Here is an 18,501-nt window from a genome sequence, read left to right on the forward strand (position 1 = left end):
TTGGCACCATTATTTATTTCCAACTATAAGTAGCTATTACTGGATTGTCACTAGTTAATAATTTATTTCTTCCCATTGCAATATAAAAATTCATATTACATATTTCCTTAATAAGTTTTCTAGTTCGTTATATTGATTAACAATTTCATTTAACTTCTGTTTGAATATACTAAAGTTCTTAATTTGATTGTTTGATATTTGCATAAACACCTCTGATTATAATCGAAAGAGCAACAGCTATTATTAAAATTATTGATAAAATAACGATAGTAAACTTAACGCTTATTACATTAACTATAAAGCCTGATAAAGCAAGTCCTAAAGGATATCCAGCTGTACTAAAAGAATAAAATAATGAAAATATTTCCCCTTGATTTTGCTCAGGTATATTTTCTTGTATATAAGTCTTAGAAAATATCATTGCTGGAACAGAAATAATACCAAATAATAATGCTAACAAAAGAAAGAAAAATTCATTATTAGATATACCTATAGTAAAAAATATTACTCCATGCGCTATAATAAAAAATCAATGATTTTTCTGAACTATATAAAATAAACTTAACGTAAGCGAATATTCTTGTAAATTTATAGTTGATATAATAATGAAGTCGCCTTAACTTCCGGCGATATTTTCGACGGAAGGAGGTGAGCATCTATGGACTTTTTATTCGTAATGATTATTGCACCTGTGATAACTGGATGTATTGTAGCTTGGTTTACTTACTGGTTAAACCATCGCAATAAATAGGCGACTATCCATGTCACATAAAGAGCCCCAACCTACGGCAATAGGTTGGGGCTCGGTGCTATCTATGAACTTTCTATTCGTTAATTATATTATAACATTATAGTAGTTAGGAAACAAAAAAAGCTAACTCAATTATCTAACAATGTATATTTTAGGATTATATCCATAGGATGATGTAATGTTATACCATTCAGAAATTATTAATTTTAATAACATTGAGCCTAATTTATCTAAAATTAACTTATTATTTTCTATTGCATTAATGGTTTGTCTGTAAACATTTAATTTTTTTACTTAGTGTTTCTTGAGAAATACCTTGTTGTTTTCTATATTCTCTAATTTTATTTTTCATCAATTTAATCTTTGGATGTATATTTTTTATTTGTAGAAAAGTAATTATAAATTAAAAGAATTAACGTCACGATTATAAAGAAAACTTCTGGATACTGTGAAAACCATGATTTTTCAATATTTGGTGTTAGACCTGTAAATTTAAGTAATAAGCTAAATAGCATGCTATATATAATCCAAATAAAACTTTTGGCGAGTATTTCAATAAACATTTTACGTTGTCTTTCATCAATATTTTAAACCAAATACTAATAGTTTAGTTAAATTGTTATATTTTATTCACAATATTTGGTGTTTTAGTTATTTACTTAATGGCAATAAAAGGATTATATTAAATTTAAAGTGAAAATATTATAAAATATTAACTCATATAATTATGAATTTTATAATTACATTATACATTTATAAATTCAGTCTCCTGCTTGCAGCAACGCCAATAAACAAGTAAATTATTGAGTAATGATTTGTCATAGGCATTGTCTGAAATAAATGCTTAGCAAATTAAGTGTTTTATTTCTGTTAAGCAGAACGTTTGTTTTTATATGTTGTTCGATAAATAATGAATGTGAGATTAAGTGACACAGTTAATGTTCACAAATAATAAAAAAAGTGGTGTATGTAATGGAAAATATTGATTTAGAAGAAAAAGTAAACAAACTTGTATCTGATAATTTTTCAGAAGATATTGATAACAAAAAAGCAAGTATAAATTCAGCAATGGAAAACATAAAAAGCATTATTGAATTATGTGGCGATGATCCAGAAAGAGATGGCTTAATTGAGACACCCTATCGATTTTTGAAAGCTTTTTTTGAATATACAGAAGGCTATAAAGAAAATCCAAAAAACCATTTAAAGAAAACATTCGATGTGCAACAAGATGATATGGTATTGGTTAAAGATATTGAATTTTACTCCATGTGTGAACATCATTTCGCTCCCTTTTTCGGCGTAGCACATGTAGGCTATATTCCAGATCAAAAAGTTACGGGTTTATCTAAAATAGCTAGAGTAGTTGAAGGTTATGCTAGAAGATTTCAAGTTCAAGAACGCTTAACTTCACAAATAGCCACTGCTATAAATGAAGAGCTAAAACCTAAAGGCGTCATGGTTGTGATTGAGGCGAAGCATATGTGTATGTGTAGTAGAGGAATTAAAAAAGACCAATCATCAACTTTAACTTCTGCTGTACATGGCTTATTCCAAAGTAGCTATAACACAAGAAGCGAATTTTTGACTTTGATTCATAAATAATTTGATTAAGGTGTTGTAATGATATGAAACGAAAAGTTGCATTAATAACTGGAAGTGCAAAAGGTTTAGGTAAAAAAACTGCATTTGATTTAGCTGAAGCTGGTATAGATGTTGTGATTAACTACAAAACAAGCAAAGATGCAGCACAATATACCGTTGAAAAAATCAATACTCTATATGATGTCAATGCGATAGCTGTCCAAGCTGACGTTAGTGATCCTAATGAAGTAGACAGAATGGTGCAATATATTATGTCGACTATGGGTTCGATTGATATTTTAATTCATAATGCTGGTCCTTTTATAGCAGAAAAACTAAAAATAACTGACATCAGTTTTGAACAATGGGACTTAATGATTAATGGTAATTTTAAAAGTTTCTTTAACTTAGTTAAATGTATTGTTCCTATTATGAGGAATAATGCTTGGGGCAGAGTCATAACTATAGGGTTCGATCAAGTTCATACATTTCCTGCTTGGACATATCGTGGTGTTTATGCTGCTGCCAAAACCGGGACAATGTCTTTAACTAAAACTTTGGCTAAAGAAGAAGCTAGTTATAACATAACTTTTAATGCTGTTTCTCCAGGCGATATTTCAGAACAAAATAAAGATAAAGATATCAATTATGAAACAACAAATGGTAACTTCAAGCAACACGAAATACAGAGAGAAGAATATGGCGAAGATATTTCACGCGTTATCAAGTTTCTTTGTGAAGAAGATTCTGGTTACATAACAGGTGCGATTATACCTATTACCGGAAATCATAATATTGTTAATAAACACGATAATTAACAAAAAGCAGGCGCTTGAACATGACCGAAAACATTGTAATTATAGGTAGCTCTACCGTCAGCGTATTTACTACTAGTGAATTAAGAAAAGATGGCTATGAAGCTAAAATCACGATAGTAGAAAGCGAAAATCGTTTTCCATATGATAAGCCACCCCTATTTAAAGAGTGGATGCAGGATAATAAAGATGAAAAACTGCCATTGCTAAAGCCTGAAACATTTTTTGATGATAATAATATACAGTTAATCTTAAATACAAAATAACAAGTATAGATACAGACAAAAAGCAATTATTTTCAGAAGATGATCAAACTATTAGCTATGACAAACTAGTTATAAACTTTAAAAAGTGTTTTAAAAGAAGGTTAAACATGACATTTTATGACGAAAACGGCAATGCTATAGCTTACACCGAGGATTCAGTACACCTCTATCTTTTCACTGGTTAACCCGTAGTATATTTTGCAAATAAAAAAGTATACGGTTTTAACGGGGCTCATTTAGGTTGGTTTGAAGATGGGTGGATTAGAGATTTAAAAGGCAAATGCGTATTATTTAATTCCACAGCAACTGAAAAGGCCCAATAAACCTATAAAACAATCTGCGCCAGTTAAAGAGACTAAGCCAGTAAAAAATCAAAAAAGCGCGTGAAAAATAAAAAATATATATCATTCGTCCTGGTCACATATAAGAGGAAAAGATTTTCTATTACAAGGTATTTAAAAACAATTATAAGTAGAAGGATAAATAAATTGGAAATTGTTATTTATTATGATGGTTTAATTTACCTATAAACATTAAAATTAATACTTATGCTATATATAAAAATAACAATATTTCACAACTTCTTAATGGTATTGATAATATGTATCAATAAAAAATCCGCTTAATTCTGATTAAGCGGATTTTTGCTTTTTTTTACTTTCAAACCACTAATAACTTATCAAAAAACACTTCTGCTAAATTCAATTGATTATGAATTCAGTGGGAGTGTCTTACTATAATAACCACCATTAAAATAATTTATCCTACTATTATTATTCAAAGTTTTCATTGACAATGGCTCTAACGTTTTTCATAATGCTTGCCTTTTTATAGCCATGTAAATCATGCAATGCTTTATATGCTTTGAATAATTTTTTGTAGGTTGCGACTTTGTCTTCTTCTGGTTCTACTTGATAAAGTATCGGCTCTTTCATGGCTTGAATAGCCTGTTCAAATGAATCGTGTGCTTTACCGCTTATAGCGCCCAATATGGCTGCTCCTATTGCAGGGGCATACTCGCTATCGATAATAGTGATAGTCTTATTCAATACATTGGCATATATTTCCATTAATAATGGGTTTTTCTTCGGTATGCCGCCACATGCATATACGTTATCTACTTCCATTTGCCAACCTTGATATTGTTGCATAATCATTTTCGTACCAAAAGCCGTAGCTTCCATATATGCTCGGTAAATCTCTTCATGTCTTGTTTGTAGCGTCATGCCAAATAGACTTCCGGTTAGTGTACTATCACTTAGCACACTACGATTACCATTATGCCAATCGAGTGCCACTAAACCACTTTCTCCTGGCGCCAACTTCTGCGCCTTTTCATTAAGTAATTCAAAAATTGAAATATTACGATTTTCAGCTTCGACAACGTAGTCGTACGGTGTTTGTTTGGCGATATATTCAAATAGATCACCCACCGCAGATTGTCCCGCTTCGTATGCATAAAGTTCAGGAATGATAGCTCCTTTGACCGAACCAGAGATGCCCGGCACTTTATGTTGTTCTTTATTAAGCATTAAATGACATGTACTCGTTCCCATTACCAACGTCATTTCTTTATCTTTTTCTGAACCTATACCTAATAAACTCGCATGTGCATCAATAATAAATGGACTTACTGCTATTGTGTCTGGGAGTCCTAATTTATCAGCCATCTCTGTACTTAATGTACCGACTGTGTCACCAATATTTACGATAGGTGCATCGACTTTTGTTCTCACTATATCAGACAATGCATCATCTATTTGATCAAATAAGTCATAATGAAACCCTGACTCTTGTTGCCAAAACGACTTGAAACCTAGTCCGCAATTAGAACGAACATTTTTCCCAGTTAATTTATTAACAATCCAATCCCCTGCTTCCATAATATTGGCTGTTTTAGCCATTACTTCAGGTGCTTTATGTTGTACTTCCATTATTTTTGGAATCATCCATTCACTACTTACATTAAATCCATAGTAACCTAACCATCTATTCTTTTGTTGTAGTGCTGTTTGGAATAATTTATCGGCTTCGGCTTGAGCGCCGTGATGCTTCCACAATTTTACGTATGCATGTGGATTATCTTTGAAGGCTTCATAGTTATGCATCGGCTCCATATATTCATCTACAAATACTACAGTCGAAGAAGTGAAATCAATGCCCATTCCTACTATATTGTTAACATCAATGTTGGCATTTTTTATTATGTATGGAATGCCTTCTTCAATGACATCCATATAATCATTAGCATTTTGTAACGCAAAACTTTGTGGTATCTTTTGACCATTTAATTGTTGCTCGATTGTTCCATGAGAATATTCTTTTATATATTGTGAAATAATTTCACCATTAGCTGTATTGACTAAAAATACTCTCCCAGAACCCGTGCCAAAATCAATACCTATACTGTAATTCATAATAACCCTCCATATACGCACAATAGAAAACGCTTTATTAAATAATAAGCAACTTAATAGTAAAAAGCAACGCACAAAACTTAAATAAACGAACAAAAATAAACATTCATTCAATAATTACAAGCACATAAAAACACATTTATTGTAGTTTTATGATTGACATATGCAAATGAAAGCGATTACTATTGTTTTTACAAACATAAATGTACAAAAAATAGTTTTATTTTTTCTAAAAATGATTTTTCTATTTTATTAGCAGTTTATATTTAAGACATCCTAGACCGACAAGCATAACACTAACATCACTATGTGTGATTAAAGGAGTATTTTATATGAGAAATTCAAATTCAGTTTTAGGTATGCCTCGCCAAATTGTTTGGGGTTACATAGGTATTATTATTTTCATGATGGGTGACGGTTTAGAAATTGGTTGGTTAAGTCCTTGGTTACATGAAAATGGTTTTTCCGTTAAAGAGACGAGTGCACTGTTTTCTTGTTATGGGGTTACTGTTGCTTTAGCAAGTTGGTTTAGCGGTGTGTTTGCCGAAGCATTAGGCGGCAAAAAAACAATGATACTTGGTTTATTCTTCTATATTATAGGAACAATTTGTTTTGTTGGATTTGCCATTCCATCAAATAATTTATATTTGATGTTACCTGCATATGCGCTACGTGGTTTGGGTTACCCGTTATTTGCTTATTCATTTTTAGTATGGATTTCTTACCGTTCAGAGCAAAAAACGTTAGGTGCCGCAGTTGGATGGTTTTGGTTTGTCTTTACTGGTGGTTTGAATGTTTTAGGTGCACTTTATTCTATTTGGGCGATTAAATATTTAGGACACATTAACACGTTATGGAGTTCACTATTCTGGGTTATTTTAGGTGCCGTATTCACAATTATTATTAATAGAGATAAATTACCTTCAAATCAAGGAAGTTCGAAAGAAAAGCTAAAAGAGATACTTAAAGGTATAACAATTATGAAGGAAGAGCCTAAAGTATTACTCGGTGGTATCGTCCGTGTAATTAATACGACGGCACAATTTGCCTTCCCTGTGTTCTTACCTATTTATTTATCAAGTTTCGGTATACCTACATCAAAATGGTTAGCCGTATGGTCTACTATCTTTGTAGGCAATATAGTTTTCAACTTAATCTTTGGTATCGTTGGCGATAAAATTGGTTGGCGTAACACGGTTATGTACTTCGGAGGCATTGGTAGCGGTATCTCAGTATTATTGATTGGTTATATTCCGATGTGGACTGACGGAAATATTGTATTATTAACCATCGTCGGATTTTGCTGGGGCGCATTTATCGCAGCCTACGTACCTTTATCAGCATTAATTCCTACACTAGTTAAACAAGATAAAGGTGCAGCACTTTCTGTACTGAATTTAGGTGCTGGTTTACCAGTCTTTGTTGGTCCAATGATTGTAAATTTATTTATCGATATCGTACATGACATTGGTATCATTTGGATTTTAGGTATACTTTACTTTATTAGTACGATTCTTACTTATTTCATCAAGCTACCTAGAAGTGCACAGTATGAATAATTAAGGCATTACTAATTTTATTATACTTATGTCTAAAATGGGGTGTAGTTAATGTTACCAGCTGAACGCGAAGAAAAGATAATTGCTTTCTTATTAGAACATAAACAAGCAACGATACACACATTATCAAAACAGTTCAATGTTCACGAAGCCACGATTCGTCGTGATTTAAATAAACTTGAACAATTCGATCAAATTAAACGTACACATGGTGGTGTCGTATTAAATAAAGGGGAAGTATGGGACGAGCTTAGCTTCGCTGATAGACAAACGAGCAATTATGAAGAAAAAGTTGCTATTGCCACTAGAGCTGCTGAATTTGTACAGGACAACGATACTATTATTATTGATTCAGGTTCTACAGGGCTACAATTAGCCTTAGCTTTACAAAACAAACGCAACTTAACGCTTATCACGAATGATATTTATATTGCATCTACTTTAAAATCGACAAACCATCAGGTCATCGTTACTGGTGGTGCTTTGCATAAAGACAATTATGTCTTAGATGGCCAGCTTGCAAACAACGCTTTAAAATCTTTTAACCCTTTAAAATTATTTTTAAGTACCCCTGCGATAGACGCAGTAAAAGGTGTGACGCATTTTAGTGAATCTTTAGCATATACGAAAGCGCAAATGGTAGAACAAGCACAAGAAGTTTATGTCTTGGTAGATAGTTCTAAACTAGATAAAGTTTCTTTATATAATGTGTGCGTTCCAAACAATATAGACATGCTAATAACCGACACTTCAAATTCAAATGCAAATTGGAATTCATATCGTAATCATTTCAAACATTTAACTCGTGTCGAAGTAGCTCATAACAATAATTAATTACTATATAATCTAACAGAGGTCATTTCTATATTTAGGAAATGACCTCTGTTTTTTATCCATTAAATTGAGCAGGATCTGGCCCGACACGCTGATTTTTATTTAATTTATCTATTTTTGTCATTTGTGTTTCAGAAAGTTCAAATCCAAAAACATCAATATTTTGTTCTATACGTGCTGGTGTTATAGATTTTGGGATTGTTATTACTCCGTGTTGTATATTCCAACGTAGCACAACTTGTGCCGTTGATTTATTTATTGTTTGTGCAATTTCGTTAATGGTTTCATCCGCTAATATTTCTGCATTCATTAATGGTGACCATGATTCCATTTGAATATCTTCCTCTATTAAATAATTGCGTAACAATGATTGATTAAAATAAGGATGAAATTCTACTTGGTTAATAACTGGTTTGAATTGTGCGTTCTTTTTCAATGTTTCTAAATGATCAATATTAAAATTACTCACGCCGATATTTTTAACCTTACCATCCTTATATAACTTTTCCATGCCTAACCATGTATCAATCATTAATGCTTCATCTGTACCTGGCCAATGAACTAAATATAAATCTAAATAATTAAGTCCTAAATTATTGAGTGAACGTTCATATCCTCTAATAACATTGTTCTTGCCAAAATCATCAAACCATAATTTAGAAGTAATAAATAAATCTTCACGTGAAATGCCAGCTGCTGCTATGCCTTCCTTAATACCTTGGCCTACCATTTCTTCATTTTCATAAACTAAAGCTGCATCGATACTTCTATAACCATTTATAATTGCATGTTTTACTGCTAATTTTGCAGTATCATCGTTAGCAACTCGAAAAACGCCTAACCCTAATTGTGGCATCTCATTTCCATTATTGAATGTTAGTTGATTCATCATTATTTACTCCTTATATTAGCATTGCGCTAAGTTATGTTGTTTTTCTCTACTATATAATGTGTACATCATTGCACTTGCGACTATAACCATTACGAAGCCAAAGTAAGGTGTCATTGCTACTGAAAATTCATTTAACACGTAACCACCAATAACGGATCCTAATGTAATACCTATATTAAACGCTGAAATATTTAAGCTTGATGCAAAATTGACAGTCGCTTTATTTTCACGTTCTGCAAATAACACAACGATAAGTTGTAATCCTGGCACATTCATAAAAGCAAATAATCCCATAAATAAAATGGCGATAAGTCCAATAATTGGATGGTCTGTCGTTACACCTACAAATAAAAGTACGATGGCTTGAATTAAAAAGATAATACTTAAAGCTTTAGTAGGCATTTTATTCGTGAATTTACCACCTAAAGTATTTCCTATCGCTACCATCACACCGTATACGATAAGTAAAACAACGACTGTGCTATCGCTATAACCTAATTGATGTGTCAACATTGATGTTAGATACGTATAGACGACAAACGTGCCACCATAACCTAAGGCAGTAATTAAGTAGACAAGCATAAGGGATTTATTTTTAAATACTTTTAATTGTTGAATGATTGGTGATTGTTCAAATTCGTTTAAATTACTTGGCACGAAAATCACATTAGCAATCAAACTAATGAAACCAATAATTGCTATTGTGATAAATGACATTTCCCAACCGAAATTTTGTCCAATCCAAGTTCCAAATGGTACGCCTGTAATTGTTGCAACAGTTAATCCGGTAAACATCATAGCAATTGCACTTGAACGTTTATCTGGGGACACAAGATCACTCGCTATAGCTGTAGCAATAGACATAAACACGCCATGCATTAATGCAGATAAGACACGCATTGCTAGTAACATCGTAAATGACGCTGAAAATGCTGCTAATAAATTAGCCACAATAAAGATAACCATAATTGTAATTAATAAATGTTTTCTTTTCATTTTATTTGTAAGTGGCGTTAGTACTGGGGCCCCTACCGTAACTCCAATGGCGTATAAAGATACTGTTAATCCAGCCATAGGAATTGTAATATCAAATGCATTTTTAATAAGTGGTAATAACCCAACGCTAATAAATTCTGTCATACCAATCGCAAAGGCTGAGACGGCTAAAGCAATAATTGCTAATTTTTGTTGTTTCATTTACTTCTTTCCTTCCTCTTTTATTAATATGTGTGTTATTATAATTCCATTAATCAAAAGAAGTAAGTACGCACTTTAAAGTCATATAGGTACCTAAAAGTACTATAGGCACTTTTTAGTACCTATGGAGGTGGAATATATGTTAAAGAATCATTATAATATCGGCGTAGAAGCAACGATTGATGTGTTAGGTGGCAAATGGAAACCTGTAGTGCTCTGTCATTTGAAGGATAATTGTACGATGCGAACTTCCGAACTTAAACGCGCCATCCCTAATATCACTCAAAAAATGTTGACGCAACAATTACGAGAGTTAGAAGAAGATAGCATTATCGAACGTATTGTTTATCAACAAGTGCCACCGAAAGTCGAATACAAATTATCCGATTATGGACAGACGTTAAGTGAAATTTTATCTTCTTTATGCCAATGGGGAGAATTTCACATTGCTAAAATGCACGATGAAGGTCGTCCAGTATCTTTAGAAAAGCAAGACTTTATTAATATTCCAGATTTAGTAAGCTCTGAATAATTTATAGGCATAAAAAGTAACCTCGACGTTATCATTAACATCGAGGTTACTTTTTATTGTTTATTATTAAACGCCTGAATAAGAATTAAATCCACCATCGACTGGCACAACAACACCGGTTACAAAGCCACTTTGTTTATTGTCTATTAACCAATATAAGGTACCTAACAATTCCTCTGGTTCACCAAAGCGTTGCATAGGCGTTTGTGATAAGATTTTATTGGCTCTTTCAGAATAAGAGCCATCATCATTTCTTAACAAACCTTTATTTTGTGCAGTTTCAAAAAATCCTGGCGCGATTGCATTGACGCGGATTTGACCTGCAAAGTAAGTACTTAACCATTGTGTAAAGTTGCTGACAGAAGCTTTTGCACCACTATATGCTGGAATTTTAGTTAGTGGCGTAAATGCGTTCATTGATGAAATATTAATAATTGTACCTTGTTCAGATGTCACGACATCTTGACCAAAGACTTGTGAAGGTAAAAATGTTCCTGTGTAATTTAACTTAAATACTTGATCAACACCATCTTCAGTTAAATCAAAGAAAGATTTTCCACTGTTTTCATCGTACATTTCGTCATCAGTTGTAGCATTAGGATTGTTACCGCCTGCCCCATTAATTAAGACATCAATTTGACCAAATGTTTGATTAAATGTCTTTTTAGCTTGTTCTAAGGCTTTTTTGTCTAATACGTCTGCCACTAATCCTACAGTTTGTTTATGGTCTGCGTCTATTTGTTGTTGCAAGTTAACAATCTTGTCCTCAGAACGTCCTAATATACCTACATTAGCACCTTGATCAACTAATGCTTTGACGAACGTTGAACCAATAACGCCTGTGGCACCGGTTATCACTATGTTTAAATTTTCAAATTGTGTCATTTTATTTGCGCACCCCTTCGATTAAGCCATTAATATAAGTTGCACCTAAGGCACGGTCGTATAAGCCATATCCTGCCTTACCTGTTTCTCCCCAAATCATTCGTCCATGATCGGGTCTAATTGTACCTTTAAAATCAATGTCTACTAATGCTTCAACTACGGCTTTCATGTCCACCGAACCGTTTTTAGATAAGTGTCCAGTTTCTAAGAACGAATACTCACCGATACGTTTAACGTTACGCATGTGCATAAAGTGAATATGATCTCCAAACGTTCTGATCATTGTCGGCAAGTCATTTTCAGCAAGTGAACCTAACGAACCTGTACAGAAACATATGCCGTTATTTTTACTATTATTGATAGATAATAGACGTTCATAACTATCTTTATTTTTAATAATTCTTGGAATACCGAAAATTGGCCAAGGTGGATCGTCCGGATGTATCGCTAGATCAACATCATGTTCTATCGCCGTCGGTAACACACGTTCTAAAAAGTACTCTAAGTTTTCCCATAATTGTTCTTCTGAAGTCTCACGGTAGTCTAAAATCAATTGATTCATTTCTTCTCGAGAGTAACTTTCATCCCAGCCCGGTAAATTTAAATCCGTTGTTAAAGGGTCGATATCTTTAATTTGATCATGTTTATAAATCAAAGTGTTAGAGCCATCCTCAAGTTCATAATCTAATTGTGAACGTGTCCAGTCAAATACTGGCATAAAATTATAAGTTACAGTTTTAATACCATTTTCAGCTAAATTAATAAGTGACGTTTTATAATTTTCGATAAGTTCATCTCTATTATCAACGCCTAATTTAATATTTTCATGTACAGGTAAACTTTCAACTACTTCAAACTTTAGACCTTCAGCTTCAATTGTAGCTTTTAAGTCAGCAATACGTTCACTCGTCCAAACTTCACCTACTGGCACATCATAAATGGCCGAAACAATATGCTTCATATCAGGAATTTGTTTAATTTGTTGTAAGGTTACTGGATCGTCTTTGCCGTACCATCTAAATGATAATTCCATAACGTTTAAACCTCCTTAATGCCATCGATTTTGAATAGTTTTAATGCATTATTGAAACAAATATCTTTCAGAATTTGTTCAATTGTTTTATTACTTAACGCAATTTCACCTTTTTCAATTCTGTCGCCTAATAAATTACATAAAATGCGTCTGAAGTATTCATGTCTAGTATATGAAGTCATACTTCTTGAATCTGTTAACATACCTACAAAGTTTGGTAATAGACCGACATTCGCATAATCTATTAAGTGCTGTTCCATGCCTTCTTTAGTATCGTTAAACCACCATGCTGCCCCTAATTGAACGCGATGTTCACTATTCGTAAAGTTACCAGCAGTGGCTTGTACCATTAAATGATCTTGACCATTATTTGGATAAATAATAGTGTCTGATAATGCATTGTTTAATTCTAAATGATTAAGAAAGGCGTTTAAGCGTTTTGCACTCAATTGATCGCCCACACTATCAAATCCACTATCAGCGCCAACTTGTTGGTACATTTTTGTATTATTGTTGCGTGTAGGTCCTAAGTGGAATTGCACGACCCAATTTAATTCTTTATAAACTTTTGACAATTCAGTCATAATAAAGCCAGCTAACTCGTATTGTTTTGCTTCTTCGATAACGCCACCGTTTAACACTTTTTCAAATAATTTGGCCGCTTCTTCTTCATCAACAGTGACACATGGTGTCTTTTCAAAACTTTGATCCGAACTTAAAGCACCATTTCTGTCAAAATAATATATGCGTTCTTTTAATGCTGAAATATAGCTTGTTAAATCATTAATATTACAGTCTACATTCTTTTTTAACTGTTCAACTTTTGCAGTGACTGTGTCTTTGCTTAGGAACACATAACTATCTGGTCTAAACGTTGGGCATACTTTAAAATTAACTTTTTTATCTTCATTCAATAAACGATGATATTTTAAATCGTCACATGGATCATCGGTTGTGCACACGACTGAGACATTACTTTTTTCAATCAATGCTTGTGGTGTATGTGAAGGTTTACTTAATTTTTTATTTAACGCATCATATAATTTTTTAATATCGACGTCATCGAAATTAGTCGTTTCATTAAAATAACGTTTTAACTCTAATGCACACCAGTGATACATAGGATTCATAATTGAATATGGCAACATATGCATAAATGCTTTAAATTTATCAAAGTCCGGTGCGTTACCTGTAATAAATGATTCGTTAATACCATCAGCACGCATCAGTCGCCATTTATAGTGGTCACCTGCTAACCATAATTGTGTGATATTGTCATAGTTTTTATTGTCATAAATTTCTTTAGCGTCTATATGACAATGGAAATCGATAATAGGTATATTTTTAACTTTTTGGTAAAGCTTCTCAGCTGTTTTATTATTAAGTAAAAAATTATCATTAATAAGTGTCATAGTACCTCTCCTTTATTTCTCTATCTTTCATTTTCATTAAGTTTTTGAATGCGTTTTCAAAATTACATTTACTAACGCTTTAATTCGCCAAAGTTAGAGGATAAATTTAAAATATCTTGTTCTTCTATACTTAATGAATCTTCGTTGGTTGTATGTTGCAGTACGGAACATTTTGTTGCAAAATCGATAACTTGTGCTAAATCCCACTGTTGAAGCAATCCATGGATAATACCTGCTGTAAATGCATCGCCAGCACCGATACGATTGAGGACGGTATATTGGTATTTCGGACTTGTTATAAAGTTATCTTGTATTAACATGATACCTTGCAATGTACTTTCAGTAATATCTCTATTGCTAGACGCCATTACTGGTATATTATATTGAGCTTGTATCGTTCTAGCACATGTTTCCATATCGTCAGATTCACTATTCGTTGATAGTAGATGTGTAGCATCTTTTTTCCCAAAGAGTAAAATATCTACAAGTGGTAACACTGATTTAATAACTGGTATCGCTTTATCTGTTGACCACAAATTACCTCTATAATTTATATCAAATACTAATTTAACGCCTTGCTTTTTAAGTTTAGTTAAAATGTCTACAATGTTGTCTCTTATTTGTGTATTTACTGCAAGCGTAATACCTGTCAAAATCAGGTGATCTCCATCATTAAAATCAATTTGTTGTAACTGTTCATAGCCATTGATAGCAAATGTAGAATGGTCACGATCATAAATAACTTGGCCGCTTCTATAACCGAAGCCTTCTTCCATATAGTAAGTGCCTAAGCGCCCTTCACTATGATTGATAAATTTTGTGCTTACGTTCGCACTGCGCATCGTTTGTTCTACTAAATCTTTTAAATTATCTTGTGGTAATGTTGTTAACATTGCAGTATCTTGTTTAAATCCAGCTAACGTCACGAGTGTATTTAACTCGGCGCCACCTGTCTGTATATTCAACGACCGTGCATTTTTTAGTTGTTCGTAATTCGGTGGCGTAAAGCGCAGTAAGACTTCCCCTAAGCCATAGATAGTCATCTTCACTCACCACCTTTAAGTTCACTTACATATTGCTTCAAACCGTCTGCTCCATTTTGTTGATATACTTTTGTAATTTCACTGCCAATGCCTACTGCAAAACTACCAGCATCTAACCATTCTTGGTGATTTTTCTTGCCAACCCCTCCTGTAGGAATAAATTCTGTTGTAGGTAATGGACCTCTAAAGTCTTTTATTGATGAAGGTGTAAACTGTGTAGCCGGAAATAGTTTGAGTACTTTGCAACCGTATGTCATTGCTTCTATCATTTCTTTTACCGTCATTACGCCAGGAACATAAGGTACATCATATAAGTTAGCCACTTTTGCAGTTTCTTTATCAAATGACGGACTAACGATAAATTTCGCACCATTTAAAATAGCCACTCTTGCCGAAACACTATCAAGTACTGTACCTGCCCCTATAAGTGCGTTATCTTTTTGAGACAACGTTGTTATAATTTCCATTGCTTGAGGCGTAGTTAGTGTTACCTCTATGACATCTAAACCTTGTTCGATAATTATATTGGCGATATCAACAAACTCCTGTTTGTCGTCTGTTCTCATAACAGCTATGTGTTTAGAGCTATTAATTTTATGCATTGTCTCCATCGAATTCATCACAGCATCCCCTTTACTCACAAAATAACAACGTTGTTATTTTGTGATAAAAAATATTTTTTTTCTTGTCTATATGGTATAATTAAATTCAAATTAAATCAATCCCTTTGAAGGAGTATTTTTATGGCAGTTACACTCAAAGATGTCGCAAAAGCCTGTGGTGTGAGTTATTCGACAGTTAGTAAAGCATTAAAAAATTCACCACTTGTAAAACCGAATACGAAAGCATACATACAACAAAAAGCCGCCGAAATGAATTATATACCTAATCATTCTGCGCGTGCACTTGTGTCTAAACGTAGTAATACTATCGGTCTGATTTGGCCGTCCGTTGATCGTGTTGCCGTTACTCATCTCGTTTCTGAAATTAATGAAGCCCTTAAATTATTAGGCTATGTCATGATATTATCCATTGATGATATCGCAGTCGCTTCTAAAAAATTTCTTGAGTTTGGCTGTGATGGTATCATCATTTTCGACGAAGGACCGAGTACAAATTTACCATCTGATGTCTATGAAAATATACCAGTTGTAGCATATGGTGTAGATAGAGAAATCGACTACCCTATCATTAACGTTAACCATTACAAGGCGATGATAATGGCTATTGAGTCTTTACTTGAAAAAGGCGTTAAACAAATTGATTATATAGGTGATATTAATACTACTGACTCAAGACAAGTAGCCAAAAAAGATGCAATCGTCGATTATTGCCAACAGCATCATATTTATTATCGCATCATTGATTCACAAGGGCTATCAGCTTTAGAAACAGAATCAGCAGTCAAAAACTTTTATGCGCAACACGACCTTGCACCCGGCGTGATTTGTGGTAGTTATGATATTACAATTGGTACATTAAATGCGATAGATTTAGAACGAAATCAACCGATAATTTATTCTTATGATAACATTCCTCATATCGCTAAATTGGATTATCCAGTACATGCTATCGGGGTACCTACTGTCGAAATTGCGAATAAGGTTGTCGAAGTATTAGATCAAGTTATTTCAGGCGGTACAATAAACAATGTTTATAATTTAGAGCCGCAATTAAATGAATAAATATACTTATAGCGATTAAACTATGTCAGCTCATATTAGTTTAATCGCTATTTTTGTTACCTACTTATCCTGATATAATAAACAAAATTCCAGTGTAAACCTTTTCATTAAGTTATAATAGTTTAGTATTTAACATTTTTCATTATAAAAATGCACTTATCATACATTTTTTAAGGGAGTTATTTTTATGGCATTACAAGATTATAGATTACTTATCATTACAGTAGTTAGTATTTTATTACTTATTATATTAATTACATCTAAACTACGTTTTCATCCTTTACTTGCCTTATTATTAACAGCAATCTTCGTTGGTTTCTCGGCGGGTTTAGATATAGGAAAAATTGTAGATTCTATCGAAAAAGGTGCAGGATCAACGCTTGGTGAGACAGGCGTCACTATTGCTCTAGGGGCAATGTTAGGTAAAATTTTATCTGATACTGGGGCAAGTGATAAAATTGCATCGACTATTTTAAGCAACGCTTCTTATAAACAATTACCATGGTTAATGGCTCTAGCTGCGTTCATAATCGGTATACCTATGTTCTTTGAAGTAGGATTAATAATGCTGTTGCCACTCATATTTACGATAGCAAAAAAACTAGAAGACCAGCATGATTTCAAAGGTTCTACCTATGTCGCTATAGGAGTACCAGTAATTGCTGCATTAGCTACGATGCATGGTATGGTGCCACCACATCCTGGACCATTAATTTCTATTAATCAATTTAAAGCAAATATTGGTATTACGATGATTTACGGTATTATTTGTGCAATACCAACAATTATTATTGCTGGCCCGCTATACGGCAAATTTATAACGCCTAGATTATCAGTAAAACCAAATCAAGACTTATTAACGCAATACGCAACACCTGAAAAATCAACTGATGAACGTCCAGTATCATCATTTTTAGCTTTTTCAACAATCTTAGTCCCTGTCGTTATGATGTTACTGCATGCTATTGCTGGCATATTTTTTGAAGAGCAGACATTACAATACAAAACTTTTGAATTTCTAGGTAGTCCGATTATAGCAATGTTTATAGGTGTGTTATATGCATTAATCACACTCGGATACTTACGTCATTCAGATACTAAAAAATTAAGAGATTCACTCGGCGCAAGTCTAAAACCAATTGCAGGTATTATGTTGATTATCGCTGGAGGTGGCGCTTTTGGACAAGTGTTAGAAGATTCTGGTGTGGGTACAGCAATTGTACATTTGGCCGATAATTTTTCATTATCAGCTATACTTATGGGCTGGATAGTCGCTGCCCTACTATCAATATCTACAGGTTCTGCAACTGTTGGTATAGTCGGTGCAACTAATTTATTATATCCACTTTTACAAGCAGACCCTAGTATCAATAAGGAATTATTAACAGTCGCAATAGGCTCAGGATCCTTATTCTTCAATTACGTCAATCACGGTGGATTTTGGTTAGTAAAAGAGTCCTTTGGCATGTCAATGGGTGAAACATTTAAAACCATTACTATCGTGCAATCTATTGTAGGATTGTGTGGTCTAATTATGACCCTCCTACTAAATTATGTTATTAATTTATTTTAATAATTTCGTCATCAAAAAAAACG

General features: G+C 33.1%; 18 protein-coding genes and 3 pseudogenes. 10 read left to right on the top strand and 11 right to left on the bottom strand.

What is annotated here, in order from left to right; all coding sequences use genetic code 11:
- Positions 1 to 178: 178 nt before the first annotated feature.
- On the bottom strand, positions 179 to 523 hold the full coding sequence (locus tag C7J89_RS12760) for an MFS transporter (protein ID WP_325051231.1): 345 nt from the start codon (positions 521 to 523) through the stop codon (positions 179 to 181).
- Positions 524 to 658: 135 nt separating this feature from the next.
- On the opposite strand from C7J89_RS12760, the gene C7J89_RS12765 reads away from it, so the two are divergent.
- Entirely contained in the window at positions 659 to 751 is a 93-nt protein-coding gene (locus C7J89_RS12765; RefSeq protein ID WP_106884416.1) for a type I toxin-antitoxin system Fst family toxin, read from the top strand.
- A 240-nt stretch (positions 752 to 991) separates the two neighbouring features.
- On the opposite strand, the pseudogene C7J89_RS13600 reads toward C7J89_RS12765, so the two are convergent.
- Both C7J89_RS13600 and C7J89_RS13535 read right to left on the bottom strand, forming a co-directional pair.
- Positions 992 to 1,103 (bottom strand): annotated as a pseudogene (locus C7J89_RS13600) (helix-turn-helix transcriptional regulator); the annotation flags it as partial.
- Between the two features lie 4 nt (positions 1,104 to 1,107).
- Positions 1,108 to 1,332: pseudogene (locus C7J89_RS13535) on the bottom strand (hypothetical protein); the annotation flags it as partial.
- 391 nt (positions 1,333 to 1,723) lie between these two features.
- On the opposite strand from C7J89_RS13535, the gene folE reads away from it, so the two are divergent.
- The 4 genes and pseudogenes from folE to C7J89_RS13605 all read left to right on the top strand — a co-directional run.
- A complete protein-coding gene (gene folE / locus C7J89_RS12780; RefSeq protein WP_103295850.1) occupies positions 1,724 to 2,356 on the top strand; it encodes a GTP cyclohydrolase I FolE in 633 nt (210 codons plus the stop codon).
- A 23-nt stretch (positions 2,357 to 2,379) separates the two neighbouring features.
- Positions 2,380 to 3,153, top strand: a complete 774-nt coding sequence (locus tag C7J89_RS12785; protein ID WP_103295851.1) for an SDR family oxidoreductase — start codon at positions 2,380 to 2,382, stop codon at positions 3,151 to 3,153.
- A 20-nt stretch (positions 3,154 to 3,173) separates the two neighbouring features.
- Positions 3,174 to 3,416: an FAD/NAD(P)-binding oxidoreductase gene (locus tag C7J89_RS12790; RefSeq protein WP_103295852.1), complete on the top strand. Its 243-nt coding sequence runs from the start codon at positions 3,174 to 3,176 to the stop codon at positions 3,414 to 3,416.
- Between the two features lie 197 nt (positions 3,417 to 3,613).
- Positions 3,614 to 3,739: pseudogene (locus C7J89_RS13605) on the top strand (4-fold beta flower protein); the annotation flags it as partial.
- Positions 3,740 to 4,189: 450 nt separating this feature from the next.
- On the opposite strand, the gene C7J89_RS12795 reads toward C7J89_RS13605, so the two are convergent.
- Positions 4,190 to 5,833: a ribulokinase gene (locus C7J89_RS12795; protein ID WP_103295853.1), complete on the bottom strand. Its 1,644-nt coding sequence runs from the start codon at positions 5,831 to 5,833 to the stop codon at positions 4,190 to 4,192.
- Positions 5,834 to 6,165: 332 nt separating this feature from the next.
- On the opposite strand from C7J89_RS12795, the gene C7J89_RS12800 reads away from it, so the two are divergent.
- Positions 6,166 to 7,392 (top strand): MFS transporter, encoded by a 1,227-nt coding sequence (locus C7J89_RS12800; protein WP_103295854.1) that lies wholly within the window; start codon positions 6,166 to 6,168, stop codon positions 7,390 to 7,392.
- A 51-nt stretch (positions 7,393 to 7,443) separates the two neighbouring features.
- Positions 7,444 to 8,226, top strand: a complete 783-nt coding sequence (locus C7J89_RS12805) for a DeoR/GlpR family DNA-binding transcription regulator (RefSeq protein WP_103295855.1) — start codon at positions 7,444 to 7,446, stop codon at positions 8,224 to 8,226.
- Positions 8,227 to 8,281: 55 nt separating this feature from the next.
- Here C7J89_RS12805 and C7J89_RS12810 read toward each other — a convergent pair whose 3' ends face one another.
- Entirely contained in the window at positions 8,282 to 9,115 is an 834-nt protein-coding gene (locus C7J89_RS12810; protein ID WP_103295856.1) for an aldo/keto reductase, read from the bottom strand.
- Between the two features lie 18 nt (positions 9,116 to 9,133).
- Positions 9,134 to 10,315 (bottom strand): MFS transporter, encoded by a 1,182-nt coding sequence (locus C7J89_RS12815; protein WP_103295857.1) that lies wholly within the window; start codon positions 10,313 to 10,315, stop codon positions 9,134 to 9,136.
- A 139-nt stretch (positions 10,316 to 10,454) separates the two neighbouring features.
- Here C7J89_RS12815 and C7J89_RS12820 point away from each other — a divergent pair, with 139 nt between their 5' ends.
- Positions 10,455 to 10,847: a winged helix-turn-helix transcriptional regulator gene (locus tag C7J89_RS12820; protein WP_103295858.1), complete on the top strand. Its 393-nt coding sequence runs from the start codon at positions 10,455 to 10,457 to the stop codon at positions 10,845 to 10,847.
- A 66-nt stretch (positions 10,848 to 10,913) separates the two neighbouring features.
- Here the strand turns inward: C7J89_RS12820 and C7J89_RS12825 are convergent, their stop codons facing one another.
- The 5 genes from C7J89_RS12825 to eda form a co-directional block, all read right to left on the bottom strand.
- Positions 10,914 to 11,732, bottom strand: a complete 819-nt coding sequence (locus tag C7J89_RS12825) for an SDR family oxidoreductase (protein ID WP_103295859.1) — start codon at positions 11,730 to 11,732, stop codon at positions 10,914 to 10,916.
- Position 11,733: 1 nt separating this feature from the next.
- On the bottom strand, positions 11,734 to 12,765 hold the full coding sequence (locus C7J89_RS12830) for a mannonate dehydratase (RefSeq protein WP_103295860.1): 1,032 nt from the start codon (positions 12,763 to 12,765) through the stop codon (positions 11,734 to 11,736).
- A 5-nt stretch (positions 12,766 to 12,770) separates the two neighbouring features.
- On the bottom strand, positions 12,771 to 14,177 hold the full coding sequence (gene uxaC / locus C7J89_RS12835; protein WP_103295861.1) for a glucuronate isomerase: 1,407 nt from the start codon (positions 14,175 to 14,177) through the stop codon (positions 12,771 to 12,773).
- 71 nt (positions 14,178 to 14,248) lie between these two features.
- Entirely contained in the window at positions 14,249 to 15,220 is a 972-nt protein-coding gene (locus tag C7J89_RS12840) for a sugar kinase (protein ID WP_103295862.1), read from the bottom strand.
- 2 nt (positions 15,221 to 15,222) lie between these two features.
- Positions 15,223 to 15,840: a bifunctional 4-hydroxy-2-oxoglutarate aldolase/2-dehydro-3-deoxy-phosphogluconate aldolase gene (gene eda, locus C7J89_RS12845; RefSeq protein WP_103295863.1), complete on the bottom strand. Its 618-nt coding sequence runs from the start codon at positions 15,838 to 15,840 to the stop codon at positions 15,223 to 15,225.
- 123 nt (positions 15,841 to 15,963) lie between these two features.
- On the opposite strand from eda, the gene C7J89_RS12850 reads away from it, so the two are divergent.
- Positions 15,964 to 16,905, top strand: a complete 942-nt coding sequence (locus C7J89_RS12850) for a LacI family DNA-binding transcriptional regulator (RefSeq protein WP_103295864.1) — start codon at positions 15,964 to 15,966, stop codon at positions 16,903 to 16,905.
- Between the two features lie 187 nt (positions 16,906 to 17,092).
- On the top strand, positions 17,093 to 18,478 hold the full coding sequence (locus C7J89_RS12855) for a GntT/GntP/DsdX family permease (RefSeq protein WP_103295865.1): 1,386 nt from the start codon (positions 17,093 to 17,095) through the stop codon (positions 18,476 to 18,478).
- Positions 18,479 to 18,501: the final 23 nt, after the last annotated feature.

Origin of the sequence: Staphylococcus kloosii (assembly GCF_003019255.1) — a bacterium.
Lineage (GTDB): Bacteria > Bacillota > Bacilli > Staphylococcales > Staphylococcaceae > Staphylococcus > Staphylococcus kloosii.

Coding starts and splice junctions, on each gene's coding strand:
- C7J89_RS12840 (WP_103295862.1), bottom strand. CDS start 15,220: ATGACTATCTATGGCTTAGGGGAAGTCTTACTGCGCTTTACGCCACCG.
- uxaC (WP_103295861.1), bottom strand. CDS start 14,177: ATGACACTTATTAATGATAATTTTTTACTTAATAATAAAACAGCTGAG.
- C7J89_RS12790 (WP_103295852.1), top strand. CDS start 3,174: ATGACCGAAAACATTGTAATTATAGGTAGCTCTACCGTCAGCGTATTT.
- C7J89_RS12795 (WP_103295853.1), bottom strand. CDS start 5,833: ATGAATTACAGTATAGGTATTGATTTTGGCACGGGTTCTGGGAGAGTA.
- eda (WP_103295863.1), bottom strand. CDS start 15,840: ATGAATTCGATGGAGACAATGCATAAAATTAATAGCTCTAAACACATA.
- C7J89_RS12800 (WP_103295854.1), top strand. CDS start 6,166: ATGAGAAATTCAAATTCAGTTTTAGGTATGCCTCGCCAAATTGTTTGG.
- C7J89_RS12805 (WP_103295855.1), top strand. CDS start 7,444: ATGTTACCAGCTGAACGCGAAGAAAAGATAATTGCTTTCTTATTAGAA.
- C7J89_RS12785 (WP_103295851.1), top strand. CDS start 2,380: ATGAAACGAAAAGTTGCATTAATAACTGGAAGTGCAAAAGGTTTAGGT.
- C7J89_RS12825 (WP_103295859.1), bottom strand. CDS start 11,732: ATGACACAATTTGAAAATTTAAACATAGTGATAACCGGTGCCACAGGC.
- folE (WP_103295850.1), top strand. CDS start 1,724: ATGGAAAATATTGATTTAGAAGAAAAAGTAAACAAACTTGTATCTGAT.
- C7J89_RS12765 (WP_106884416.1), top strand. CDS start 659: ATGGACTTTTTATTCGTAATGATTATTGCACCTGTGATAACTGGATGT.
- C7J89_RS12820 (WP_103295858.1), top strand. CDS start 10,455: ATGTTAAAGAATCATTATAATATCGGCGTAGAAGCAACGATTGATGTG.
- C7J89_RS12815 (WP_103295857.1), bottom strand. CDS start 10,315: ATGAAACAACAAAAATTAGCAATTATTGCTTTAGCCGTCTCAGCCTTT.
- C7J89_RS12810 (WP_103295856.1), bottom strand. CDS start 9,115: ATGAATCAACTAACATTCAATAATGGAAATGAGATGCCACAATTAGGG.
- C7J89_RS12855 (WP_103295865.1), top strand. CDS start 17,093: ATGGCATTACAAGATTATAGATTACTTATCATTACAGTAGTTAGTATT.
- C7J89_RS12830 (WP_103295860.1), bottom strand. CDS start 12,765: ATGGAATTATCATTTAGATGGTACGGCAAAGACGATCCAGTAACCTTA.
- C7J89_RS12850 (WP_103295864.1), top strand. CDS start 15,964: ATGGCAGTTACACTCAAAGATGTCGCAAAAGCCTGTGGTGTGAGTTAT.